At 55.9% G+C, this 23215-nt stretch carries 16 protein-coding genes; 9 read left to right on the forward strand and 7 right to left on the reverse strand.

The genetic code is table 11. From position 1 onward, the window contains the following. Positions 1-68 precede the first annotated feature (68 nt). The 4 genes from H6G53_RS02750 to H6G53_RS02765 all read right to left on the reverse strand — a co-directional run bounded on the left by H6G53_RS02750 (position 69) and on the right by H6G53_RS02765 (position 7263). Positions 69-404, reverse strand: a complete 336-nt coding sequence (locus H6G53_RS02750; protein ID WP_190530851.1) for a hypothetical protein — start codon at positions 402-404, stop codon at positions 69-71. Positions 405-671: 267 nt separating this feature from the next. Continuing rightward, positions 672-1457, reverse strand: a complete 786-nt coding sequence (locus H6G53_RS02755; protein ID WP_143472928.1) for a hypothetical protein — start codon at positions 1455-1457, stop codon at positions 672-674. A 444-nt stretch (positions 1458-1901) separates the two neighbouring features. Continuing rightward, positions 1902-5885 carry a PAS domain S-box protein gene (locus H6G53_RS02760; RefSeq protein WP_190526256.1) on the reverse strand — a complete coding sequence of 1328 codons (3984 nt, stop codon included), beginning with the start codon at positions 5883-5885 and terminating at the stop codon, positions 1902-1904. A 376-nt stretch (positions 5886-6261) separates the two neighbouring features. Beyond that, positions 6262-7263: a phosphoribulokinase gene (locus H6G53_RS02765; RefSeq protein ID WP_099532239.1), complete on the reverse strand. Its 1002-nt coding sequence runs from the start codon at positions 7261-7263 to the stop codon at positions 6262-6264. 825 nt (positions 7264-8088) lie between these two features. On the opposite strand from H6G53_RS02765, the gene petH reads away from it, so the two are divergent. Next, a complete protein-coding gene (gene petH, locus H6G53_RS02770) occupies positions 8089-9315 on the forward strand; it encodes a ferredoxin--NADP reductase (protein WP_190530852.1) in 1227 nt (408 codons plus the stop codon). Between the two features lie 212 nt (positions 9316-9527). Here the strand turns inward: petH and H6G53_RS02775 are convergent, their stop codons facing one another. The 3 genes from H6G53_RS02775 to H6G53_RS02785 all read right to left on the reverse strand — a co-directional run bounded on the left by H6G53_RS02775 (position 9528) and on the right by H6G53_RS02785 (position 12020). Beyond that, a complete protein-coding gene (locus tag H6G53_RS02775) occupies positions 9528-10577 on the reverse strand; it encodes a hypothetical protein (RefSeq protein WP_190530853.1) in 1050 nt (349 codons plus the stop codon). Between the two features lie 190 nt (positions 10578-10767). Continuing rightward, on the reverse strand, positions 10768-11484 hold the full coding sequence (locus tag H6G53_RS02780; RefSeq protein WP_190530854.1) for a flavin prenyltransferase UbiX: 717 nt from the start codon (positions 11482-11484) through the stop codon (positions 10768-10770). Next, entirely contained in the window at positions 11481-12020 is a 540-nt protein-coding gene (locus tag H6G53_RS02785) for a thioredoxin family protein (protein WP_190530855.1), read from the reverse strand. The genes H6G53_RS02780 and H6G53_RS02785 overlap by 4 nt, the downstream gene beginning before the upstream one ends. A gap of 902 nt (positions 12021-12922) precedes the next feature. Here H6G53_RS02785 and H6G53_RS02790 point away from each other — a divergent pair. The 8 genes from H6G53_RS02790 (at position 12923) to H6G53_RS02825 (ending at position 23117) form a co-directional block, all read left to right on the forward strand. Then, entirely contained in the window at positions 12923-14602 is a 1680-nt protein-coding gene (locus H6G53_RS02790; RefSeq protein ID WP_190530856.1) for an Hsp70 family protein, read from the forward strand. Between the two features lie 1060 nt (positions 14603-15662). After that, complete coding sequence (locus H6G53_RS02795) at positions 15663-16787, forward strand: diguanylate cyclase domain-containing protein (protein WP_099532042.1); 1125 nt, start codon at positions 15663-15665, stop codon at positions 16785-16787. A gap of 249 nt (positions 16788-17036) precedes the next feature. Next, positions 17037-17594, forward strand: coding sequence for a dTDP-4-dehydrorhamnose 3,5-epimerase (gene rfbC / locus H6G53_RS02800; RefSeq protein WP_190526243.1), 558 nt, complete (start codon positions 17037-17039; stop codon positions 17592-17594). A gap of 12 nt (positions 17595-17606) precedes the next feature. Continuing rightward, the gene (gene rfbD / locus H6G53_RS02805) at positions 17607-18485 is read left to right on the forward strand and encodes a dTDP-4-dehydrorhamnose reductase (RefSeq protein WP_190530857.1); all 879 of its coding nucleotides are present in this window, start codon (positions 17607-17609) and stop codon (positions 18483-18485) included. A gap of 150 nt (positions 18486-18635) precedes the next feature. Continuing rightward, positions 18636-18923: a hypothetical protein gene (locus H6G53_RS02810; RefSeq protein ID WP_242030683.1), complete on the forward strand. Its 288-nt coding sequence runs from the start codon at positions 18636-18638 to the stop codon at positions 18921-18923. Positions 18924-19088: 165 nt separating this feature from the next. After that, positions 19089-20162 (forward strand): glucose-1-phosphate thymidylyltransferase, encoded by a 1074-nt coding sequence (locus H6G53_RS02815; protein WP_099532039.1) that lies wholly within the window; start codon positions 19089-19091, stop codon positions 20160-20162. A gap of 143 nt (positions 20163-20305) precedes the next feature. Continuing rightward, a complete protein-coding gene (locus H6G53_RS02820) occupies positions 20306-21187 on the forward strand; it encodes a glycosyltransferase (protein WP_190530858.1) in 882 nt (293 codons plus the stop codon). Between the two features lie 40 nt (positions 21188-21227). Then, positions 21228-23117 carry a glycosyltransferase family 39 protein gene (locus tag H6G53_RS02825; RefSeq protein WP_199309104.1) on the forward strand — a complete coding sequence of 630 codons (1890 nt, stop codon included), beginning with the start codon at positions 21228-21230 and terminating at the stop codon, positions 23115-23117. The last annotated feature ends 98 nt before the right edge of the window (positions 23118-23215 follow it).

Genomic DNA, 23215 nt, shown 5'->3' on the forward strand with positions numbered 1-23215 from the left:
TCGATGCTTTTGGGCATCACTTTTGCGTATTGCTTCTGGGCACTACTTCTGGGCATTGCTTCTGGGCATCAAGACTCATCAGAGTGACTGGATACATCGAGGGCGGGGCGATCGGGAGCAGATTCAACATCCAACTTTTTCGCCCGTTGTTCTTGGAATTGTTGCCAAATGCCAGCAGACCAAAACGACACCAGGGCGATCGCAAACCAGTTCACGCGATCGTTAGAAGCGCCTAGGGCCACCGCTGGCCAAACGTAGGGAGCAACGAATTGCAACAGGGCGATCGTGCCAAACAAACCCCAGCCCAATTGGCCATAGCGTTGCCAAATCCAGATGCCTGCCAGGGCCGCTAGGATGGGCATCCAACCATAAAGGAACTGCAAACCAGCATCGAGCGTTTCCATGAGCCTTGTCAGTGATTGGAAAGATGGGGTGTTTGGCAACTTGTTTGGTTGGCAACTTGTTAGTTAGTGACTAGTCTATTGTCAGCTAGTTCATCGGTAACTCATTCACAAGCGCAAACTCAGAATAAATCACCATCAATTCAGCACCAGTTCAGTGTGAATTAACTGATGTGAATTAACTGATTTGCCAACCAATTATCTTTCTGGTGAATGAACTTGTCTGATTAACTAGAAAATCAACCAGATAACCAAAAGCCAACCAGAAAATTAGCCCGAAAACTGGTAGGCAAACTGTGTTTTAGTAATAGCCTTCGGGTCATACCAATCGGTGAGGGCTTGGAGTCCATCAAACAGTTTTTTGGCCCGGAGAGCGCTGCGGGCGGAGAAGTTTTCCGCGTCTTCTCCGTAAGCAAAAGAAAACTCAACCACTGAAGGCTGCTTTTGGCGATCGGGATCTACATACCAGGCGGTGAGGGCCACTTCTGCGTCCTGTTTGCCAAAGTCAATGATTGCCCCGCGTTGCACAAACTCTTTGGCAACAAACTGATTCACAACGGTCAAGGGTTTGCTGGCCGATAGCTCCAGGGAATCAACTCCTGGGAAGTTGGTGGCCAAGTCCCCGATCGTTGTCCAATTTGCTGATTCCACAACGGCACTCGTGGAATGGGAAAACTGACTGCGGAAGGGGGGAACAATGTCCTCTTCAAATTTGGTTTCGCCTTTGAGCGTGGGGGTGGAAACATCTGCACCCCAGGCAATGTAGCGATCGGGCGATCGATACTTCAGCATCACCTTCGTGCGGGCGGGTTTGCCAGCCTTCAGTTCCACCCGACGGCGCACGATGTAGCCGGTGTCGAGCAGGTCATGTTCTGGTGTGTCCAAAAACACCACTTCCCGCTTCACCAATTCGCTGAGTTCGCCTGTCACCTTCAGGCCCAAACCTTCTGCAAGGTTGCGCACAACTAACCAAAATCGATCGACTCCAGCCGCTCGATCGGTAAATTGATTAGCCTGCAAAATTACTTTGTATTCACGAGATGCAACACAAGACATGGGCAAGCCTTCTAGAAAGTAGCGTTCTGGGGAGGGGAAGCATTGGGGCGATCGGGGCCATCAGGGAAATTACCTATGGATCGATCGCCCATCAGAATCGGTGCTGATCAATACCTGAGATGGCTGAAAATACCTCGGTGATCACTCAGACTACCGTTCCTTATCCTTCATAACCCAAATTCTTTGAAAAGAAAAACTCAAGTTCATGAACTGTCACTCAGAATTGCTCCATCCTGGCTGCATAACTGCTAATCATTGCCGTTTGCTGGTAACCATGATTGCGATTCATTCGTGACAGCAACATTGCAAGCATGAACCAGCGATCATCGACTCATGACTAGCGCCTTGATCGCCAGCCATTTGCTAGTGATTAACTTGCCAATGATTTGCCAATGATTTATTCATTATTTGCTATTGGCCAACCCGCTTGTTGGCTATTCATTGCTAATTGCTAAAAATAGACATGGCCTCGGCCTCATCCGTTTCGCTTTGAGATTGGGGTTTACGACCTAAGAGCCAATAGGTGGTCATCATGCCGCGTCCTTTGACTTCCAGTTCACCGCGCGGCTCTAAGAGGAATTCTTGGCGCAAAATTTCGTAAACCGCTTCGGTAACCTGAATTTTGCCGGGTTCCCCCTGGGTTTCCATGCGGCTGGCCACGTTCACCGTGTCGCCCCACAGGTCGTAGGCAAATTTCTTGATGCCAATCACCCCGGCCACCACGGAGCCGGTGTTGATCCCAATCCGAATTTGGAAAGGCTTGCCACTGGGGGTGGTGAATTTGGAGATGGCCGCTTGCATGTCCAAGGCCAGTTGGGCCACGGCTTGCACATGGTCGGGCTTGGGGACGGGCAAGCCGCCCACGGCCATGTATTCGTCCCCGACGGTTTTGATTTTTTCGAGGTCGTGGTTTTCGGCCAGTTGGTCAAAGGTGGAGAAGATTTGATTGAGGAGGTTCACTAGCTCGATCGGGCGCATTTGGGCAGAAACGGGCGTGAAACCAACCAAATCGGCAAACAGAATAGTTGCTTCGGCATATTGTTCCGCCAAGGATCCTTCGCCCTGTTTGAGGCGCTCGGCAATCGCCTTGGGCAAAATGTTCAACAACAGGCGATCGGACTTTTCTTGCTCCATCACCAGGGCTTCTTCCGCCTGTTTGCGCTCGGTGATGTTTTGGATCGTGCCTTCGTAATACAGCAGTCGCCCATCCCCATCGAACACTGTGCGGGCATTTTCGGAAACCCAAAAGGTATCGCCATCGCGATCGAACACTTGCGACTCAAAGTTATAGATCGTGCCTCGATCGGCAATGACCGTGAGGAAGCTGCCCCATCGTTCTGGATCCACATAGAATCGGCGGGTGCGGTTTAAGCCCAAGGGGCCGAGCATTTCCTCGATCGAGTCAAAGCCAAACATCTTGGCCAAGGATTGGTTACCCCCCAAAAACTGACCATGGGGGGCGCACTGAAAAATCCCTTCCACCGCGTTTTCCACAATGCTGCGGTAGTTTTCTTCGGCCCGTTGCAAGGCCTCTTCCATTTGCTTGCGATCGGTCACATCCCGGGCCATCGCCAGGAAAATTTTCTGGCCTTGGGATTCGCGCATTCCCACCCGGGTTTCCACGGGCAAAGTGCGGCCGCTCTTGCAGCGATACATGCCTTCTACGGTCACGGGTTGCCCCGGTTTCATCATGGCCCAGATTCGATCGTGCTGATCCAAGGAAGCCAGGGTGTCGATCGCCCGCACATTCATTTGCAACAACTCCGCCTTGGAGTAGCCCAACACGGTGCAAACCTGTTGGTTCGCATCCAAAATTTGCCCATGCACGTCATGCACCAACATCAGGTCGCCGCTGGCCTGTTCCGTCAGCATTCGGAATTGAGCTTGGCTTTCACTGAGGGCCTGTTCCGCCTGTTTGCGCTGGGTGATGTTGTCCGTAATGCAAAGCAAATAGGCCACGCCTCCGTTGGGATCAAACAGCGGCACTTTCACCGTGCGCAACACCAGGGATTCATTGGGCCCAGTCACCTGCTCTTCGGGAATTTCCAGCTCGCGCCGTTCTTCCACGGCCTGCACGTCCTGTTCCAGGATGGTGGTGGCTCGCTTAATGGGAAACAAATCATCGGCGTTTTTGCCCAATGCCCGATCGCGCGGAATGCCAAAGAGCTTTTCACTGGCTCGATTCCAGAGCACAAACCGGAAATTCTGCCGCACATCCTTGACATAAACCGCCAACGGAATATGTTCAATAATGCCGTCGATGAAGCGCTTGGCCCGCAGCACCTCGGCAATCAGCCGCTTGCGCTCGGTGATGTCTCGAATCGCCAGAACGGCACTGGTTTGGTTGTGGTTGGGTGCGCCGTCGGGATCCGGCAGCGTCACATTAGACCAAGCAATTTCCAGGGAATAGCGATCGCCCGCTGAGTTGTGAAATTCATAAGCCGTGTTGCCCGAGCCGATTTCCAACGCCCGGGTGACCGGATGCAGAGGTGCTGGCAGTTGTTTGCCACGATGGATCAGAGGCAAGCAGTCAATTAAATCTTGGCCAATGACTTGCTCATGGGACTGCTGGACTAACCGCTCAAAGGCAGGATTACACCATTGCACCTTGCCCGCTGGATCCGTCCAAACGAGGGCATCGCGTACGGAGCCAAGAACCGTTTCCAGCTTCTCTAGGGTCGATCGCAACTCATCGCGGGACACCTCCAACAGCGCCAAGGCCCGCCGCCGCTCCATTTCCTCCAGGCGCTGTTGAGAATAGCGCAGGTCTTCTTCTAGGCCTTTGTAGTCCGTGATGTCATGGACTACCAACAGGGCGCATTCCATCCCGTGGAGGTAGAGCAACTCCGCCGACAGCAGCACCGTGCGGATATCTCGGCCCTTGGTGCGGACTGGAATTTCCTGGTTGCGGATGCTGCTGCCCCGTTGCAGGGCCTGCATCACGGCCAGGCGATCTTCCGCCCGCAGCCAGATGTTGAATTCCATGCTGGCAAAGCCCATCATTTCCTCGAAGCTATAGCCAAAAATGTCGAGGAAACTGTCGTTGAAGTCCAAAACGCAACTGTTATCCAGTTGCATCAGACAAATGCCGCTGGGGCTGGCGTAAAAGATTTTGGAAAACTTGGTTTCGGAAAGGCTGAGGGCGCTGGTGCGTTCACGGATGCGTTCTTGGAGGGTGTCCCGATCGCGCTCAAAGGCCGCCATGGCCGCCCGCAACTCTCGCATCATCAGCCGCACTTGGCGGGCCGCTTCATCTAGTTCTCGCAGACCCGTGGGTTCAATGGGCCCCGTAATGTGACCGCTGGCCATAGTTTGGGCCGTTTGGGCAAACCGGGCTAAGGGCTGCTCAATCAGCCGCAGCAATAACCAGGCCACACCCAGGGCACAGCCCAGGGAAAGGAAAAGAACGGCGACGGTGAGGGCATTGCTGCCCGGATCGCTGAGGCTATCGATCGGGGCGGCCACCAACACCACCCAGTTAGGTAAATTCGGATTCTTCAGGGGTTGGGCCCAAAGGCGATAGGTTTGGTTGCCCAGGCGAATTGTGGTCGATCGCTCCCCATCCCACTGTTCTAAGGGGCCGCTGGCCTGCTGCCAACGCTCCAGCAACAGGGGCCAGCGATTGCGGGCTGGCGGCTGACCGGCCTGGGTCGATCGCTCACTCAGGGCCAACAGTTGCCCCGATCGATCCACCACCGCCACATCCACATCCCCCAACTGGGCCAGTTCCACCCCCAACGGTTGCAAAGACACCGCCGACACCGACACCCCCAAGCGCCGGCCATCGGCCCCCACCACTGGCTCCGCGATCGCCGCGATCGGGGTTGCCGTCTGTTCGCTCAGGGGCCACAAAAACCAAGTGGGCCGGCCCGCCAAGGTGGCTGCCCGAAACCAAGCCTCCCGCTCGATCGCAAAATCGCCCTGGCTGCGCAGCAGACCCGATCGATCTCCTTGGCTGTTGGTGTTGTAAATGGCTAGCCCCTGATTCGGCTTCGGCGGCGCAGCCCACAGCAGCAAAGATCCCGTTTCCGTGCGCTCCACCGCCGTCAGGGCCCCATTGTCTCGGCCAAAGGCCGCAAATCGTAGAGCCCGCGATCGCTGGGACTGTTGCCACAGCCAACGCTCCAGGTCTTGGGGACTTTGGGCCCACTGGCCCCAGCGGGCCCCATCGCCCAAGGATTGATTAAGCTGAATTGCACCTTGCAAGTGGCTCACCAGTCGATCGCTAGCCCGGGCCCCCAACACCTGCTGCCATCGTTGGGCCGTGCGATCGCTTAAATCGCGCACCTGCCAGCCATAAATCCCCTGGCTAATCACCAACGCCACCCCCACCGGCAGCACCACCCCCAGCCCCAGCAGCCAACGCAACGACAACCGCCTTGGGCTGCCGCCGATGCCATCGCCTGTCTGTCCTCCCACCAAACCCATTCGCTTCGTTCCTTTGTGGCCGTTGGGCAACCCGATCGCGCGGCCCCAACCCCTTTTATCAGGCTTTGGTCAGCCCATCAGCCTCGCTGCGTCCAGTTTGTCCTGCGCTCATGTCCTAGCTTAATCAACAAAATCATCAATCCAATATCACCACCTCGATCGCCACTTCGATCTCCACCCCGATCGACATTCCGATCGACAAAAAAGGAGGATGTCCCCATGGAACATCCCCACCATTATCTTCAAATTGTTTCAGATCCCCGGATTTCAACGAAAAGGATCCAGAAATTGAGTTTCCAAACCTGCTTCGAGGCGGGTTTCTATCTGTTTCCTCAGCCTAGTCTCGAACCAGCTTCGAGGCCAGAATTCAGAACGCTTACAGACCCACACCCACCAGCGTCTTTTGGGTCAAACGCTCATAGGCCGCCCGCATCTTCAGACCCGTCAGCACTTGGAACAGACCCGAACCATTGTTCGAGCCGGGGTAGTCGCGGTGCTTCAGCAACAGCTCCGTCATTTCGCCGTAGTACTTCGCAGAGGTGTTGCTCAGGTGGCTCTCTACGTAGATCATCTCTTCGAGATTCTCGAACTGGCCATCTACTTCCAGCACCGAAACTTGGTTGCCGTAGTAGGTGTCAGGCCCATAGAACAGCTTCATGCCGGGGTAAGAGCAGGTCAGCTTGCGGCCGCAGGGAGTCCAGTGAATCGTGGAGCCTTCATCAAACAGATACACCGGCTCGAATCCTTCAACACCCGTGCGTTGCATCATCCGCACCCGCAGGATCTTGCGCTCTTCGTCGTTGGCAATCAACTGCGTCGGCAGAATTTGCAGCACCACATCGGCATGGGTCTTCTGCGGGTCAATGTAAGCTTCAAAGTCCGGACGACGGGCCTCGATCGCGGTCAGCACATCCTCATAGGTGTGACCCCGTTCAGCCATGTCGCGTTGAATCTTCCAAGCGATTTTCACCTCATCGCTGATATCGAGGTAGACGCTAAAGTCCAACAGACTGCGAACGCGCTCGTCATAGAGCGGGTGCAAGCCCTCAATCACCACAATGTGGTTGGGGTGTACCACTTCCGGCGGATCGATCAGGCCGGTTTCGTGGTTGTAGATGGGCTTATTGATGGTTTCGCCATTCTTAAGGGCTTTGATCTGCTCATACATCAGATCAAAGTTATTGGCTCTCGGATCCAGAGCCGTCACACCCGCTTCCTTACGTTGCTTGCGGTCTAGACTGTGGTAATCGTCCAGACAGATCACGGTCATTAACTCTGCGCCGAACAAGTCTTCTAGGCGACGCAAAAAGGTCGATTTACCGCACCCGGAATCGCCGGCCACACCAATTAAGACGACGCGATCTGGCTTGCTGGTCATAAGTTTCCTCTATATCACTAGACACTTTGGCTGGGATGTGTGGCGTGCTCGGCAGCGAACAACGCCTAAGAAAATCCCTGCAATTATCGCAGTCAATTGATGCACGATCAAAGCGACTCGATCAAAATCATGCACGACATCGGGTCTGCGCTCTATTTGGCATGAACCCCAAGGGCATGAATTACACCGAGAACCGTTGCTTTGGGAAATGAATCGGCCATTGATGATCTCCAAAGGAGAGGGCAGCAAGTGCTGATTCGAGACCCCAATGAAGCGGCCATTGACCTGTCGCGATCGCTGCGACCAGCGATGTGCAGGGCCGGAGCCGATCGAACTGTTTCGTCAATTGCTGGGTGACCGTTGCGAAGTTACCGTTGCGAAATAACGAAACCGCGATCGGTCATCAACGCATTACCGGAAGCAGGGCATTGCCGAAAGGCATTACCGGAAGCCGGTTACCAGGGGATTGGTGACCAAAGGATTGCTGGAAACCAGTGCTCCCCAAGCAACTTCCGCAAGCGTTAACCGCAACGTTGCGATCGCACAAGTTGTTTAACGAGCACGTTGTCTAAAATTAATAGTTCGTTAAGTATTTTTACCAAGCGAACCGTCAGTAGCGTATCAGACTGATATCGTTCGTGCAAGTTTAGGTTAATGGGGGTCTTGCCTGGCCGATCGCCCCATTCTTTACCTGGCCAGCGAGCTGCCATTGCCCCCGCAAGCGCAACCGTTTCTCGAATCCCAGCGAAGGCCTTGCATCAGAGGGGCTAAAATCTTTGCAGATCGAAACCCACTCCTAAACGTTGATTAGAGTCATAGCAAGTCATGTATAGTCCCAGTGCAGCCGGGAGCGCCAGCAACACAACTGCCGGAAACCGCGTATTTCGTTACGAAGTAACCGGGTTACGTCAAAGCAGTGAATCCGATAAAAACGGTTACGCGATTCGCAAGAGTGGCAGCGTGTTCTTTAACGTGCCCTACAGCCGCATGAATGATTTCATGCGTCGCATCGCTCGGCTCGGGGGCAAAATCGTCAACATTGTGGCGGTGACCGTGGATTCGGGCCATGATGGCTTGACCCCAGCCGCTCCGGTGGCCGCCGCCGCCGCTCCGGAACCGACCCCGAGTGCTCCGGCCGAGCCGCCCGCCGCCGTCAGCCATGAGCATATTTTCCCCACTGATGTACCGGTCAACACCTACAAGCCCAAAAATCCCTTCACGGGCAAGGTGATTTCCAATGAAGGTCTGGTGCGCGAAGGTGGCGAAGGGGTGGTGCAACACATCACCTTTGACCTGAGCGGCGGCAACCTGCGCTATCTGGAAGGCCAAAGCATCGGCATTATCCCGCCCGGAACGGACAAGAACGGCAAACCCAACAAGCTGCGTTTGTACTCGATCGCCTCGACGCAGCATGGTGACTTGCTCGATGACAAAACGGTTTCCCTCTGTGTTCGCCAATTGGTTTACACCAACGATGCGGGCGAGCGGGTTGAAGGGGTTTGCTCCACCTTCCTTTGCAATGTGAAGCCCGGCGATGACGTGACCATCACGGGGCCCGTGGGCAAGGAAATGCTGTTGCCCGTGGATCCAAGTGCCAACATCATCATGATGGGGACTGGAACCGGGATTGCACCGTTCCGCGCCTTCCTGTGGCGGATGTTTAAGGAAAACAACCCGGATTATCAATTCAAGGGTCTTGCTTGGCTGTTCTTTGGTGTGGCTTATACCGGCAACGTCCTGTACAAGGACGATCTGGAAAAAATGCAGGCGGAAAACCCTGACCACTGCCGGATTACCTACGCCATTTCCCGGGAACAGAAGAACGCCCAAGGCGGCAAGATGTATATCCAAGACCGCATTAAGGAAAATGCGGATGAGCTGTGGGCGTTGGTGCAACAACCCAATACCCATGTTTACATCTGCGGTCTGCGCGGGATGGAGCCGGGCATTGATGAGGGGATGTCGGCGGCCGCGTCTAAGTTTGGTGTGAACTGGGCGGATTATCAGAAGCAGATGCGCAAGGAAGAGCGCTGGCACGTGGAAACCTACTAAACCTTGAGGATTCAGCTCCTACCCCGGTTTTGGGCTGGAATGGCTGAGTTGGTTTAGGGATTGCCACGAAATTGAGGGGGCCGTTGCGATCGCGACGGCCCCTTTGTATTGAGTATTGAGTTTGATTGGCTTTGGGTTGAATGGGCGTTGAATGGCGAGTGCAAGTTCTACCAATTCAAGTTCTATCAATTCAAGCTCTACCAATTCAAGCTCTACCAATTGTCGTCCCAGTCATCATCGGGGGCCGATCGATCCCAATCGTTGACCTGAGGGGCGGCGGATTGGGGGGCGGGGGGAGTCAGAACGCGATATTCCGCATCGGTGACGGAGCGCGATCGCTCGGCGGGCGGCGGCAATTCTGATTCTGGCTTTGAAGGTTCTGTGCCTTGGGCCGTTGCGGCGCGATCGGCCTTGGGTGGTGCTGCCGATCTTGCGGGTGCTTCTACTTTTGGTGCTTCTACTTTTTTGGGTGCTTCTGCTGCTGGTTCTGCTAAATCGTCCTCGTCCCGTTGATAGCGAATGGAGTAGCTGGTTCCTTCGCGGCGGGTGGCAGCGGGGCGAGCGGGCGCTTCAAGGGGCTTAGGTTCTGGTTTTGGGGGGGCGGCCTGAGGGGCTTGGGGGCGAGCCGGGGCCGGGTCGGGGTCAAAGGGGCGATCGATCCGATTGGTCGATCGGGGACGATCCTGAGGCGGCGATGGGTTCGATCGGGGCGGACTCGGCTGGGTTCGGTTGCTGTCGGGAGCCGCTTCTGACCATTCATCCCACTCCGGATCGTGATTCCAACCTTTCTGCGGGCGATCGGGCACAGTCCAATCGGCCAATTCCTGCTCCAGTTCGGCGGCAGTTGCAGAAGGGCGCGGTTCCGCTTGCAGGGAAAACAGATGCGATCGCCAAGAGGCGTTGCCCGGTTGACCTTTCGCTTGGCCCTCGTTGGCCGATTCCCCGCTGCCCCACTCGTCCTCCAACTCATCGCCTAAGGGCTGATTAATCAAACGCTGACGGGGCGATCGAGACTGCTCGGATTCGGGGGCTGGCCGTCGATCGATCACCGGACGGCGAGGCGGCCGGCCCAATTGAACCAACAGGCCAATCAGGCCCATCGTTGCGGCCCCCGCAGCCACCGCCCCAGCCAGCCACCACCCCAACGGCAAAACCACCATCGGCCGGCCAAACACCACCAAAGGCAGCAGGGGCAAGGGGTTTTGAGCTGCTAACAACAGCAACCCCACCACCAACAGTAGCAATCCCAACAGGCGCGCCATTACCCGCTCTCTCTCCTTCTCCGGACGACCTTAGCTGTTTCGTGACCTGGCCGTTCAACCAACCTAGCTTGGATTGGGGCCGATGGGAGTGCTTCCGCCGGAGGAGGGATGCGGAGCGGTCTGGCCTTGGGCTGGTAATTGGGAATACCTGAAAAATGAGAATGGCTGCAAAAAGTTCAACAAGGGGGGGTTAGCCCGGCAAGTCTTCAGGCGTTTCGTTGCCCCCTTGCCAGCGCCGGAGAGGCACACAGTCGATCGCCAGGCGATCGAGTGCCCTGGCCACCACAAAATCCACCAAGTCCTCAATCGATTGCGGTTGGTGATACCAAGCGGGGATGGCCGGCACGATCGCCGCGCCAGCCTCGGCCAACTGGGTCAGGTTCCGCAAATGAATCAAGCTCCAAGGGGTTTCCCGAGGGACTAACACCAGCGGTCGCCCCTCCTTTAGTTGCACATCGGCGGCCCGCTCCAGGAGATCGCTGCTTAAACCCGCTGCCAATTTGCCCACGGTGCTCATGCTGCAAGGCATCACCACCATGCCCAACGTGCGATAGGAACCGCTGGCAATGGTCGCCCCCACGTTGCCGAAACGATGGCAGATGAGCTGCCCTCCGGTGGGCACGCCGGCCTGCGATCGCCAAAAAGCTTCCTGGGTCAAGGGTTCAAGGGGCATCTGCACTTGGTTTTCTGACTGCCAAACCATGTGGGCCGCCTTGGAAGCCACCAGTTCGATCGCGTAGCCCGCTGTTAACAGCCACTTCAGGGCCCGCACCGCGTAGATCAAGCCCGAAGCTCCCGAAACTCCCAAAATCAACGGTCGCTGATCCGCTCGATCGCGCAATTGAGATTGATCAAGATTTGGGGAGATGTTGGGGCTAAGTTCTGTGTGCTCAACGCTGCCGGTCATCGGCCGGGCCGCCATTTCACAGAACAACCGATCGCCTCCGTGAAGGCGATCGCGATCGGCTGTTCATCCAAAAAACTGGTGATCGCATCCCGCAAATAAGCCTGCGTGACAACGGATGGATCCTGGGGGCTGTCATCCACCGCGCCGATATAGCGCATCACACTGTTGGCATCCACTAAAAAAGCCTGGGGCGTTTTCTTGGCCCCGAAGCAGTCCGCCACATCCTGGGTGGGATCCCACAGGTAGGGAAAATTCAGCCCCCGCTCCCGAGCAAAGACCTTCATTGCATCAAAGCTATCTTCGGGGAACTGATTGGCATCATTGGCATTGATCCCGATGAGCGTTACGCCCTGTGGCTCAAATTCCGCTTGCAGAGCCTTCAGCCGATCGAGATACATCCCCACGTAGGGGCAGTGATTGCACATGAAAACCACCACCGCCGCTTTGTATTGACCGAGATAGGTCGCAAAGTGGTGTACTTTGCCATCGGCCCCAGGAATTTCAAAATCGGGGGCGTATTTTCCGATACGTTCCATAAGCATGGGGGTAAGCCAGTTGCGCCGCGCTCAGACGGCTAGTTTGCTGGGGGTCTCAGCGAGGGGGTGCCACTTCGCCGAGAGCCGTCTATCCGGAAGCACACTTCCATTGATTCTACGAGGATTCGGCCAGATTCGTGCGCTGGAATCATTTAACCTCAAGAACCCTAAGCCGTTTGCGCCAGGATGGGAATTGATGAACTTGCGATCTTGGGTCGATCGCGGGGTGTGCAATGTTGAAGCGACCTTGAAGCAACGTGCGATCTGCTGTCGTCGTTGAGATTCCGGCTTGGCTCAGGATTGACTACGGATTTGCCCTAGATTCACCCTGCCATGCGGGCGCGATCGGTTGGTTTCTAGTTCCGAAATCAGCGGCTCAGCAAGGCTCAAGATGGGCAAGCCTTGGCAAGTCATGGATCGGCCATGCCATGCAAGCTCTCTGCAAGATCTCAATTTCGGATTGCGAGATTTCAGTAGGGGGTTGCAAGTCAGGATGGGATGGACAATTCGTCGGAATTTGTCAGGATTTGCCGGGAGATCGGGCGCTTTGTAAAATATCTGCGTGAAATTACGTAATTAATTCGCAAGTCTTGGCATTAAATCGCACTCCGCAAGAATTGGGCCAAGGGATGAGGAAAACAGAAACCGATCGCGAATGGCTCGAAAAATTGGGGCGATCGGGGTTTGGGCAGCACCTGAGGCCATGCTTGAGACCAAAATTTGGAAAAAGCAGTGGGGAAAGGCAGCGGCAAAAGGCCATTGGGAAACCCGTTGGGAAACTGGCACAATACCGAATTGGAGTTCTGAATCCCCAGCATGGCTTGCTCCCGGTTGGTTGGCTGGTTGTCGGCTGAGCCATGGATTCATGATCCAACGCACCCTATTGCACCTTTGCCACTGCCATGACCATTGCGATCGACTTTGGAACCAGCAACACGGTGGTGACCTATCTCAACCCCGTAACCGGCAATCCCGAAACCCTGGATCTCAGTGGACTTTCGGTGCGACAGTCTCCCAACCCGCCGCTCATTCCCAGCCTGTTGTACGTGGCCCAGGCGGCCGAAGGTCAGGTGGTGGCTGGTCAAGCAGTGCGCGATCGGGGGCTGGATCAATTGGCCGATGGGCGCTTATTTCGGGGATTCAAGCGGGGGATCGGAACCGCCGTCCAAGGATTTGTGCCCGAGTTAGACGGGCGATCGGTGGACTTTGAGCAGGCGGGGCAGTGGTTTTTAGATGCCATCGCCCGCGCCCTGACAGAGCAGCAGTTTTTGGGCGGTGCAGGGGCTGGGTCACAACTGATTTTGACCGTGCCGGTGGATAGTTTTGAGCAATACCGCAATTGGTTAACCCGGGCGATTGCCCAGTCGGCCTTGGGGCAAATTGAACAGGTGCGTTTGCTGGATGAGCCAACGGCGGCGGCTTTGGGCTATGGCGCAGGCGATCGGGACTTGGTGTTGGTGGTGGACTTTGGTGGCGGCACGTTGGATCTGTCCCTGGTGCGGCTCGATCGCCCCAGTGCCACCAGCGCCGGCCGGCCCTTGGGGTTTCTGTTGAAGTGGGGGAACCGCGCCATCGAGGATTCCCAACAAACCGTGAAAACCGCCAGGGTTTTGGCCAAAGCAGGCTTAAACCTGGGCGGATCCGATTTGGATAACTGGATTGTGGACTATTGGAGTCAACAGCAATCTGCGGTGGATTTGCCAAGCAATGCCTTGGGTAATTCCTCGGGCAATCTCGCGGGTCATTCCTTCCAGAAAACGCCAATTTTGCTGCGATTGGCGGAGCGGGTCAAAATTGCCCTTTCGCATCAGGAAACAGCCCAGGAAGTCTACTTTGATGACGCGACGTTTAATAGCTTGGAACTAAGCCTTTCACGCACGGAATTGGAAACCATTTTGCGCGATCGGGGTCTGTTTCAACAACTCGATCGCGCGTTAGATCAAATTTTTCAGCAAGCCATTCGCCAGGGACTAGAACCCCAGTCGATCGAAGCGGTGTTATTAGTAGGTGGCACTAGCCAAATTCCTGCCATTCAGTCCTGGATTCGCAACTATTTCCCTGCCGAAAAAGTCGCCACCGATCGCCCCTTTGAAGCGATCGCCCAAGGAGCCTTGAAACTGGCCAGCGGCTTAGAAGTGCGCGATTTTCTCTATCACGGCTACGGAATTCGCTATTGGAATCAACGGGAAAAACGCCACAGTTGGCATCCCATCATCCCCAAAGGTCAGCCTTATCCCACCGCCAAGCCCGTTGAATTGCTCTTGGGAGCCTCCATTGAAAATCAGCCCCAAATTGAACTAATCCTTGGAGAATTGGGCGACGAAGAACAGCGCACCGAAATCTTCTTTGATGGCGATCGATTGGTCACCAAAACCATCGGTGGCCAAGCCTCAGTGCAACCGCTAAATGATCGGGATGGCGCACGCAGTTTGGCTCAACTGGATCCGCCTGGAATGCCTGGCATTGACCGAATTCGGGTGGCCTTTGAAGTGGATGCCGATCGCACCTTGCGAGTCACCGTTGAAGACTTGCTGAGCGATCGCACCCTGCTTAACCAATGCCCGATCGCCCAACTGAGTTAAGTTCTGGTAAGTCCCGCCATCCCTGAACTTGCTGTTAATCCCTATTCATCCCTGAATCAGCGCTATGGGCTGCCCAAGGGGTGTTTCGCCAGCTTGCAGCTCCCCCAACCGACAGGCCACATTGGGGCACGATGTGCAAGGGTTGGCGAGTATTGACTCGTATTCGTTAGCATGAGCAAGATAAAACATTCAACTTCAGTCTTGGCTGCATTGGGCTTCATTGGGTGCTATTGGGTGCAATAGAACTCCGATGTGGTCTAAGCTCCTATGCTGAATTCACCTGAGTTCGGGATAGTTTGAAACCTCGCAACTTCTAATGGGTAAGCTAGATCCCAAAAGGCCGTTAGCAAACCATTAGGTACTTGGGGTGGGCAAGGGTAACTTCAGAAGTTCCAAACCCAACCCAAGATCAACAACAATTGACGGTTTCTGCCTATCCCTTGCTCACGTTGTAACTGTTGACTGGTCTCCCAATTTTGATCGCCCTGATCCCGATCATGCGTCCTCGATTTTGGGTTGGGGAACCGAAATTGCCATGGCTAAACCTAGGGTGTCTTTAGGACTTTCCCGGGGTCTGGTTGTGTCATTTTTTACAATCAATTTCCGACTATTGTTTCGATTGTTGTCGCCGCTTGATCCAGCCAACCTGACTTAGTTGAGGGAAATTTGACCTGAAAGTCGCTGAAGCAGGATGAAAGATTCAACAAACTCCACCTGCAACCCGACTGATATCAACCACTAGCGCTTTAGGTCTTAGGAATTTGGGGGGTTAGAAATTTTTCAGCATTGATCACCACTAGTCCTTGGCCCATGGATCCCAATCCCAGTGCGCTCATCACCCATCGGAGCTAGTTGTCTCTTGGTGCATATCATTCCTGTCCATTGACCGCGATCGCTTTCGAAACGCGATCGATTGCCAAAAATAGTGCTATTCAGGAGTTTGAGTTAGGGGGTAACCAACAGCGCTCTGGAGTGCTGAAGCGGGGTGAATCGCCCCCCCTAGTTGCATCACTCCAGTGCAGCAGAATCCAGTCGTGCTGAGTGAGGATCACCTGTCAGAATGCGCAATTCGATCACCGCCCGCACCGATGCCAATGTTGCGGCCAGTTACCCATCACTCTCATCCAGTCCTCTCTCCCACCCGATCGCATCGCCAGACATGGAGTCCAGCCGCAAACACTACTCACTGTTGATCGTTGACGACACTCCCGACAACGTGGATCTGTTGCGGCGCTACCTGATGCGCTTCAAGAAATTTCGCATTCAAAGTGTTGAAAACGGTCAACTGGCCCTTGAATATCTGCAAAATGTGCCACCTAAGGATCATCCTGACCTGATTTTGATGGATGTGGTGATGCCAAAGCTGAACGGGTTTGAGACCTATCGCGCTTTGCAAACCCTTTACCCTGACTGGGATGTGCCCGTGATCTTCATGACGGGCCTTTCGGACTTGTCCAGCAAGCTCGAAGGGTTGGAACTGGGCGCAGTGGACTACATCATCAAGCCCTTCCAAAAAGAAGAAGTCTTGGCCCGTATTGAGCTGCAATTGCGGCTTTTGGACTTGACCCGGCAGTTACGCGCCAAAAATGAAGAACTGGAGCGGGAGGTGGCGGAGCGGCAGCGGGTGGAAGCCACGCTGTTGACGGTGAATTTGGAACTGGAGCGCCTGGCCACCAGCGACGGCCTGACGCAGGTGGCAAACCGCCGCTGCTTTGACACCACGATTAATCGCGAATGGCAACGCCTGGCCCAGGATCATCGTCCAATGTCGTTGGTGCTCTGTGATGTGGACTATTTCAAGCGCTTCAACGACCATTACGGTCATCAAGCGGGCGACGATTGTTTGATTCAAGTGGCCCGCACCTTGCAGGATGGCACACGCCGGGCGACGGATTTGGTGGCTCGCTATGGGGGGGAAGAGTTCGCGATTCTGTTGCCAGACACGGACTTGACGATGGCAGTGGAGGTGATCGATCGACTGCGACGGGCGATCGAGAACTTAAAAATTCCCCACGAGCGATCGGAAGCTAGCCCCTGGGTCACGATCAGTTTGGGCTTAGCCTGTCAGTTTCCCAAAATGGGCAATACTCCCCAAAATCTGATCGCCGCCGCCGATGCGGCCCTCTATGAGGCCAAACAGCAAGGGCGCAATACCTACTGCAAGCGCTATCTCTTGGAGAGTTAGGGCCAGCTAACCAGTTGCCAAAGGCTGGGTGCTTCGATCCCTGGGCATTCATCTCCCAAAATCAACGACTTAAAATCAGCGGCTCAGAATTTGCTGCCCAGAATTAACCGCCCAAAATCAGCAGCTCAGAATTCGCTGCCCAGAATTAACCGCCCAGAGTTAATCGCTCGCAATTTGCGATCGGTTCTGTTGCCGGTCTGTTGCCGGTCTGTGGTAGTCTCAGGCCGGTTTTGAGCGATCCCCAGCGCCATGAACGTCACGCCGACCGAGATTCCCGATGTTTTGCTGATTGAGCCGAGGGTCTTTGGAGACGATCGCGGCTTTTTTTATGAGAGCTTCAACAGTCGCACCTTCGCTGAAAAAACCGGCCTTGATGTGACCTTCGTGCAGGACAACCATTCCAAGTCCGTGAAAAACGTGCTGCGCGGCCTGCACTACCAGGTGCAGCAGCCCCAAGGCAAATTGGTGCGGGCCGGAGCCGGGGCGCTGTTTGATGTGGCGGTGGATATTCGGCGCGGGTCGCCCACCTTTGGTCAATGGGTGGGCTATGAGCTGAGTGCCGAAAACAAGCGCCAACTCTGGATTCCGCCGGGATTCGCCCATGGGTTCCTCACCCTGACCGATACGGCGGAATTGCTCTATAAGGCGACGGATTTCTATTGCCCAGCGGGCGATCGCTCGATTTTGTGGAACGATCCGCAAATCAACATTGCCTGGAACCTGGATGGCGAACCGATCCTGTCGGGCAAAGACCAGGCGGCCAAACCCTTGGCGGAAGCAGATCTGTTTGAGTACGGGCAAATCTAGGATCGCGGAACCATGCGGATTTTATTGACGGGCGCACAGGGGCAGTTGGGCGAGGCCCTGCAACCGGTGTTGGGGGCGATCGGGGAGCTGACGGCGGCCGGGCGCGATCAGGTCAACCTGGCCAACACCGCCCAGCTCTACGACGCGGTGATGGCGCTCCAGCCGGATTTGATTGTGAATGCCGCCGCCTACACGGCCGTGGACAAGGCGGAAACCGAAGCCGACTTGGCGATGGCCGTCAACGGAACGGCCCCCGGAATTTTGGCCCAAGCAGCCAAGGATTTGGGCGGGCGACTGATCCATGTGTCCACCGATTACGTGTTCAACGGGCAGCAGGGGCGACCCTACCGGGAAACCGACCCCACCGATCCGCTGGGCAGCTACGGGCGATCGAAGTTGGCTGGGGAAACGGCGATCTTAGCCACGGCTCCAGGCCAGAGCGCGATCGTCCGCACCGCCTGGGTCTATGGCGCGGGCAAAACCGGCAACTTTGTGAAAACGATGATTCGGCTGGCGACCGATCGCCCGGAACTGCGGGTGGTGGCGGATCAAATTGGTTCACCCACTTGGACGCGGGACTTGGCCGGGGCGATCGGGCAGCTTGCCGGCTGCCTGGATGCCGACACCGCCGGGGTCTACCACTACACCAACAGCGGGGCCGTTAGCTGGTATGACTTTGCCGTGGCGATCATCGAAGAGACCCGCGCCCTGGGGCTGGAACTTGCGGTGGAGCGGATCGTCCCGATCGCCACGGAGGATTACCCAACCCCAGCCCAGCGCCCATCCTATTCAGTGCTGTGGGGCGGCAAGTTGGCGGCGTTGCTCGGCAGTCCGGCTCCCCATTGGCGGGCCAGCCTCCGCCAAATGCTGCCAGAACTGCTGAACCGCTAGATTGCTTCCCCAATCCCAGCCCCGTAGGTTGGGTTGAGGCACGAAACCCAACACCAGTGCCAAACTCGCGTTGGATTTCGCAAACCTCTACGCAACCTCCTGACTGACTAACTTTGCTACTTGTTATTCACTCAATCCAGGCCTATTTCGATGAACCCCCATGCAGTCAAAATCATAGTTACGGGGCTGACGGCATTGGCAGAAGATCCGCAACGGATCGGGCGATTGCTGGATCACCTGGGCTGTATGCCTAATATCGAAGCGCAAACGCTGGGTGGCACAGTATTTTGGGACGATGTGGCTAATGTTGGGGGCTGGCGAGTTCAGAGAAACCGTGTGTTTGGCAACTGCCGAATTCTTGACCCCAACGATGTAAGACGTGCATGGGGTGGAGAAACTGAAGTGCTGCAAGCATTTTCTAGTCTCTCCGGTGAGTAATAGCCCCGTAGATTCGGTTGAGGCACGAAACCCAACATCAGCAGACCTTGCCAAAATCACGTTGGGTTTCGCAAAGCTCTACCCAACCTACTGACTCTGTGATTGAATCCCCATTAATTCGATCAGTTATCCACAAATCAACCGCGATCGCAGCGAGTTAATAACATGAAAGCCTTGATTCTTTCGGGTGGCAAAGGAACCCGCCTGCGACCCCTGACCTATACGGGTGCAAAACAGCTCGTGCCGGTGGCCAATAAGCCGATTCTTTGGTATGGCATCGAGCGAATTGTGGCGGCAGGCATTACCGATATTGGGATTATTATCAGCCCGGAAACCGGCGACGAAGTGCGCGAAAAAACCGGCGATGGCAGTCGGTTTGGCGCAAACATTACCTATATTTTGCAAGAGCATCCATCGGGGCTAGCCCATGCGGTTTCCGTGGGGCAAGAATTCCTTGGTGACTCGCCATTCATCATGTATTTGGGCGATAACGTGATCCAAGCGGATTTGGGGCAGTTTATCGACCAATTTAAAAAGCCCGGTGTGGATTCGGTGATTATCCTGCGGGAAGTGCCCGATCCGCGTGCCTTTGGGGTGGCAGAAGTGGACGCGGCGGGGCGAGTGATTCGGTTGGTAGAAAAACCGAAAAATCCCCCCTCGAATTTGGCGATGGTCGGGATCTATTTCTTCCAGCCGGTGATTCACGAGGCGATCGCCCAAATTCAACCCTCAGCCCGGGGCGAATTGGAAATTGTGGACGCGATTCAAAAGCTGATTGATACGGGCAAAACCGTTGAGGCTTGCACCCTTGAAGGCTGGTGGTTGGACACCGGTAAAAAGGATGATTTGCTGGAAACCAACCGAATTATTCTCGATACCGATTTGCAGCCTTGGAACTATGGCGAAGTCGATGAATCGAGCAAAATTATCGGGCGGGTGGAAATTGGTAAAGGCTCAAAGGTCGTCAATTCCACGGTGCGCGGCCCGGCGGTAATTGGCGAGAATTGCACGATCGAGAATTGCTACATTGGCCCCTACAGCAGCATCAGCGATCGCGCCCATTTGGTGGATGTGGATTTGGATCACAGCGTGGTCTTGGAAGGGGCGGAAATTGTGGGCGTAACGGAGCGAATTATCGACAGCGTGATCGGTCAACGGGTGAAGCTCCACGTGGGGCCAAAACGCCCGAAAGCCCTCCGCTTCATGATCGGTGACGACTCCCATATCGAATTAACCTAACAACAAAAGTAGGTTGGGTTGAGGAACGAAACCCAACACCAGTAAGCCTCATTTGGATCGCGTTGGGTTTCGCAAGGCTCAACCCAACCTACAGGATTGGTTGGCAGGGTTATGGATTTGGGGTTGGATTTTGATGGGGCGAGATGCCGATTTTTTATTTCGTGATTGTGAATTATTGGTGTGGGGAATCGATCGCCCAATTATTACGATCGCTTGCCCAAGATAGCCCCGACCAGAATTACCAAATCCTGATCGTCAATAATTCACCGGAGGATCGATCGCTTGATTCCTTCAGCACTGAATTTGCCCATTGCACAATCCTGGAAGCCGGCGAGAATTTGGGATTTGGGCGGGCCTGCAATCGGGCGATCGCCTGGGTGGCCGATCGCGATCCAGGGGCGATCGTCTGGCTGATTAATCCCGATGCTTGGCTCCCGGTGGGAACCATGGCAGCGGCCCGATCGCTCCTGAGCCAGATCGATTGGGCAATTGTGGGCACGGCGATCGACCAGCCCGACGGCCGGCCAGAGTTTCGGGGCGGCCGGTTCGATCGGCGATCGGGCCTCATCGAGCCGATCGCCCAAGAAGCCCCCACCGATCCCAAAATTCAGCCCACGGATTGGGTCAGTGGATGCAGCTTGTTGATTAATTTGGCGGCGTTTCGGGTGTTGCCCCAGTTCGATCGCCGCTTCTTTTTGTATTACGAAGATTTCGAGTTTTGCCGCCGCTATGCCCGCCAAGGCTACCCGGTGGCGATCGCCCCAAGTCTGCGGGTGATTCATGCCACCTCCACCGTCACGGGTCGCCAGCCAGAGCGGAAACTGCGCTGGTCGATCGGGGGCTATCTGTTGGCCCTGGCGATTCACGGCAGCCGTTGGGCGCTGGTCTATCGGTTGGCGCGGATTTTGATCAGCGCGATCGCCCAGTGGCCGCAGCATCCCGCCCGATCGCGCGCCAAGCTCCAGGGCGTGGCCGATGCTTGGCAAAGTTGGCAATCCACACGCAACGGCTCCCCACGGCGCTAAAGTAAAGCTCGACTTGCTTGGCCCACTTTTTCGGAAACCTATGCTGGACTTGCGCTTAACTCGATCGCTGCCGGAGCCGTTGCGCTCTTGGATGGGGCGGCTGGCGGCTTTGGACGATCGGGGGCGGGGCTGGCTGGGCCTGGCTTGGGTGCTGCTGGTTTGGGCGATCGCCTTGTTTTGGCACTCGGGCAGCGTGGGGTTGGTGGACGAAACGGAGCCGATGTTTTCGGAAGCGGCCCGCCAAATGACCGTGACCGGCGATTGGATCACGCCCTATTTCAACGGAGCGACCCGCTTCGACAAGCCCCCGTTGATCTATTGGCTGACGGCGATCACCTACAAAATTTTGGGCGTGAATGAGTGGGCCGTGCGGTTGCCCTCGGGATTGGCGGCCCTGGCGACGATCGGCCTGGCCTTTGCCACCCTCTGGCGCTTTTCCGTCACTGGCGAGGCGCGTCAACAAGCCCCTTGGCGACCCTGGCTGGTGGGGGCGATCGGGGCTGGGACGATCGCCTTTTCACCCCACATGATCATCTGGGGCCGGGTTGGCGTATCCGATATGTTGCTCACCGGCTGCATCAGCACCGCCCTGCTGGCCTTCTTTTGGGGCTATGCCAGCGATCGCCCCCAGGTCAAAACCCTGGCCTATGGGGGCTGCTACCTGGCCATGGCCCTCGGCGTACTCACCAAAGGGCCGATCGGGGTGGTGCTGCCGGGGCTGATTATTCTGGCTTTTGGGCTATATCTCGGGGAATTCAAGCAGCTCTGGAAGGAAGCGAAGCCGCTCTGGGGTTTGCTGCTGGTGGCGTTGCTATCCGTGCCCTGGTTCGTGCTGGTGATTTTGGCCAATGGGGATGCCTATGTTGAATCCTTCTTTGGCTACCACAACATTGATCGCTTCACCCGCGTGGTCAACCAGCATTCGGCTCCCTGGTTTTTCTATTTCATTGTGGTGGCTTGGGGCTTTGCGCCTTGGTCGGTCTATCTACCGATCGCCCTGGGCCGGCTGGAAATTTGGCGGCGCAAGTGGTGGCTGCGGCGATCGCGGGCGGAACGGTTGCCCCTGTTCGCGGGTGCTTGGTTTTTGGGGGTGTTTGGCTTTTTCACGATCGCCGTGACCAAGTTGCCCAGCTACGTGGTGCCCTTGATGCCGGCCGGTGGATTGCTGGTGGCGTTGCTGTGGCGGGACTTGCTGAGTGGAGACTTGGCTCCCCGTCGATCGATGCCCCGGCCGGGGTTGAGCGAACCGCCGATCGCCACGGAAGATGTGGTGTCGCCGGGATTCCACCGCACGGCGATCGCTGCCGTCGTCGTGATGGGCATTTTGGCGATCGCCCTCAGTGCCCAAAACCTCTGGCTCCCGTTGATCAAGGATCCGACCATGCCCCGAATTCGGGAGGTGCTGATCGAATCCGGAGCCATTACGCGGGGGGCGATCGATTGGGCGATCGCTGCTGTCTTCGGTGCGGTGATGATTTACCGGCGGCGCTATCGCTGGCTGTGGCTGATCACGTGGGTGGGTGGCGTGCTGTTTTTCGTGGGCACGATCGTGCCGGTGACCTTTGCCCTCGATTCCCAACGTCAATTGCCCCTGCGGATCCTGTCGACGGACGTAATTCGGGTGCGGCAACCGGAGGAAGAGTTGATGATGGTGGGGTTTGCCAAACCGAGTGTGGTGTTCTACACCCAGCAAATCGTTAACTTCTCCCAACGGGCGACTCCGTTAATTGAAGGAGAGCGGGAAGCGCTCAAAATTAACCCCAACCCCAAACCGACCACGGTGTTGTTGTTGGGCGATCGCAAAAAATTGGCGGAAACCGGTTTAGACCAAGTGGGTCAACCGATCGCCGCCGCGGGTTCCTATCAATTATTCCGGGTCGATCGGCGTGCCTTCGCCAACCACCAACCGCCCACCGATCCAGACGATTAACCCGCAAGGTTCAACGAAGGTTCAGCGCTAGAAAGTGCTTGATGAGGCAAGGGGTTGAAACCCCTTGTCTGACTTGGTTTTGCCCCTTGTCTAGATTT

It is taken from the genome of Limnothrix sp. FACHB-406, from assembly GCF_014698235.1.
GTDB lineage: Bacteria > Cyanobacteriota > Cyanobacteriia > CACIAM-69d > CACIAM-69d > CACIAM-69d.

Coding starts and splice junctions, on each gene's coding strand:
- H6G53_RS02825 (WP_199309104.1), top strand. CDS start 21,228: ATGCTGGACTTGCGCTTAACTCGATCGCTGCCGGAGCCGTTGCGCTCT.
- H6G53_RS02765 (WP_099532239.1), bottom strand. CDS start 7,263: ATGACCAGCAAGCCAGATCGCGTCGTCTTAATTGGTGTGGCCGGCGAT.
- H6G53_RS02795 (WP_099532042.1), top strand. CDS start 15,663: ATGCGCAATTCGATCACCGCCCGCACCGATGCCAATGTTGCGGCCAGT.
- rfbC (WP_190526243.1), top strand. CDS start 17,037: ATGAACGTCACGCCGACCGAGATTCCCGATGTTTTGCTGATTGAGCCG.
- H6G53_RS02750 (WP_190530851.1), bottom strand. CDS start 404: ATGGAAACGCTCGATGCTGGTTTGCAGTTCCTTTATGGTTGGATGCCC.
- H6G53_RS02810 (WP_242030683.1), top strand. CDS start 18,636: ATGAACCCCCATGCAGTCAAAATCATAGTTACGGGGCTGACGGCATTG.
- H6G53_RS02775 (WP_190530853.1), bottom strand. CDS start 10,577: ATGGCGCGCCTGTTGGGATTGCTACTGTTGGTGGTGGGGTTGCTGTTG.
- H6G53_RS02760 (WP_190526256.1), bottom strand. CDS start 5,885: ATGGGTTTGGTGGGAGGACAGACAGGCGATGGCATCGGCGGCAGCCCA.
- petH (WP_190530852.1), top strand. CDS start 8,089: ATGTATAGTCCCAGTGCAGCCGGGAGCGCCAGCAACACAACTGCCGGA.
- H6G53_RS02790 (WP_190530856.1), top strand. CDS start 12,923: ATGACCATTGCGATCGACTTTGGAACCAGCAACACGGTGGTGACCTAT.
- H6G53_RS02815 (WP_099532039.1), top strand. CDS start 19,089: ATGAAAGCCTTGATTCTTTCGGGTGGCAAAGGAACCCGCCTGCGACCC.
- H6G53_RS02755 (WP_143472928.1), bottom strand. CDS start 1,457: ATGTCTTGTGTTGCATCTCGTGAATACAAAGTAATTTTGCAGGCTAAT.
- rfbD (WP_190530857.1), top strand. CDS start 17,607: ATGCGGATTTTATTGACGGGCGCACAGGGGCAGTTGGGCGAGGCCCTG.
- H6G53_RS02780 (WP_190530854.1), bottom strand. CDS start 11,484: ATGACCGGCAGCGTTGAGCACACAGAACTTAGCCCCAACATCTCCCCA.
- H6G53_RS02785 (WP_190530855.1), bottom strand. CDS start 12,020: ATGGAACGTATCGGAAAATACGCCCCCGATTTTGAAATTCCTGGGGCC.
- H6G53_RS02820 (WP_190530858.1), top strand. CDS start 20,306: ATGCCGATTTTTTATTTCGTGATTGTGAATTATTGGTGTGGGGAATCG.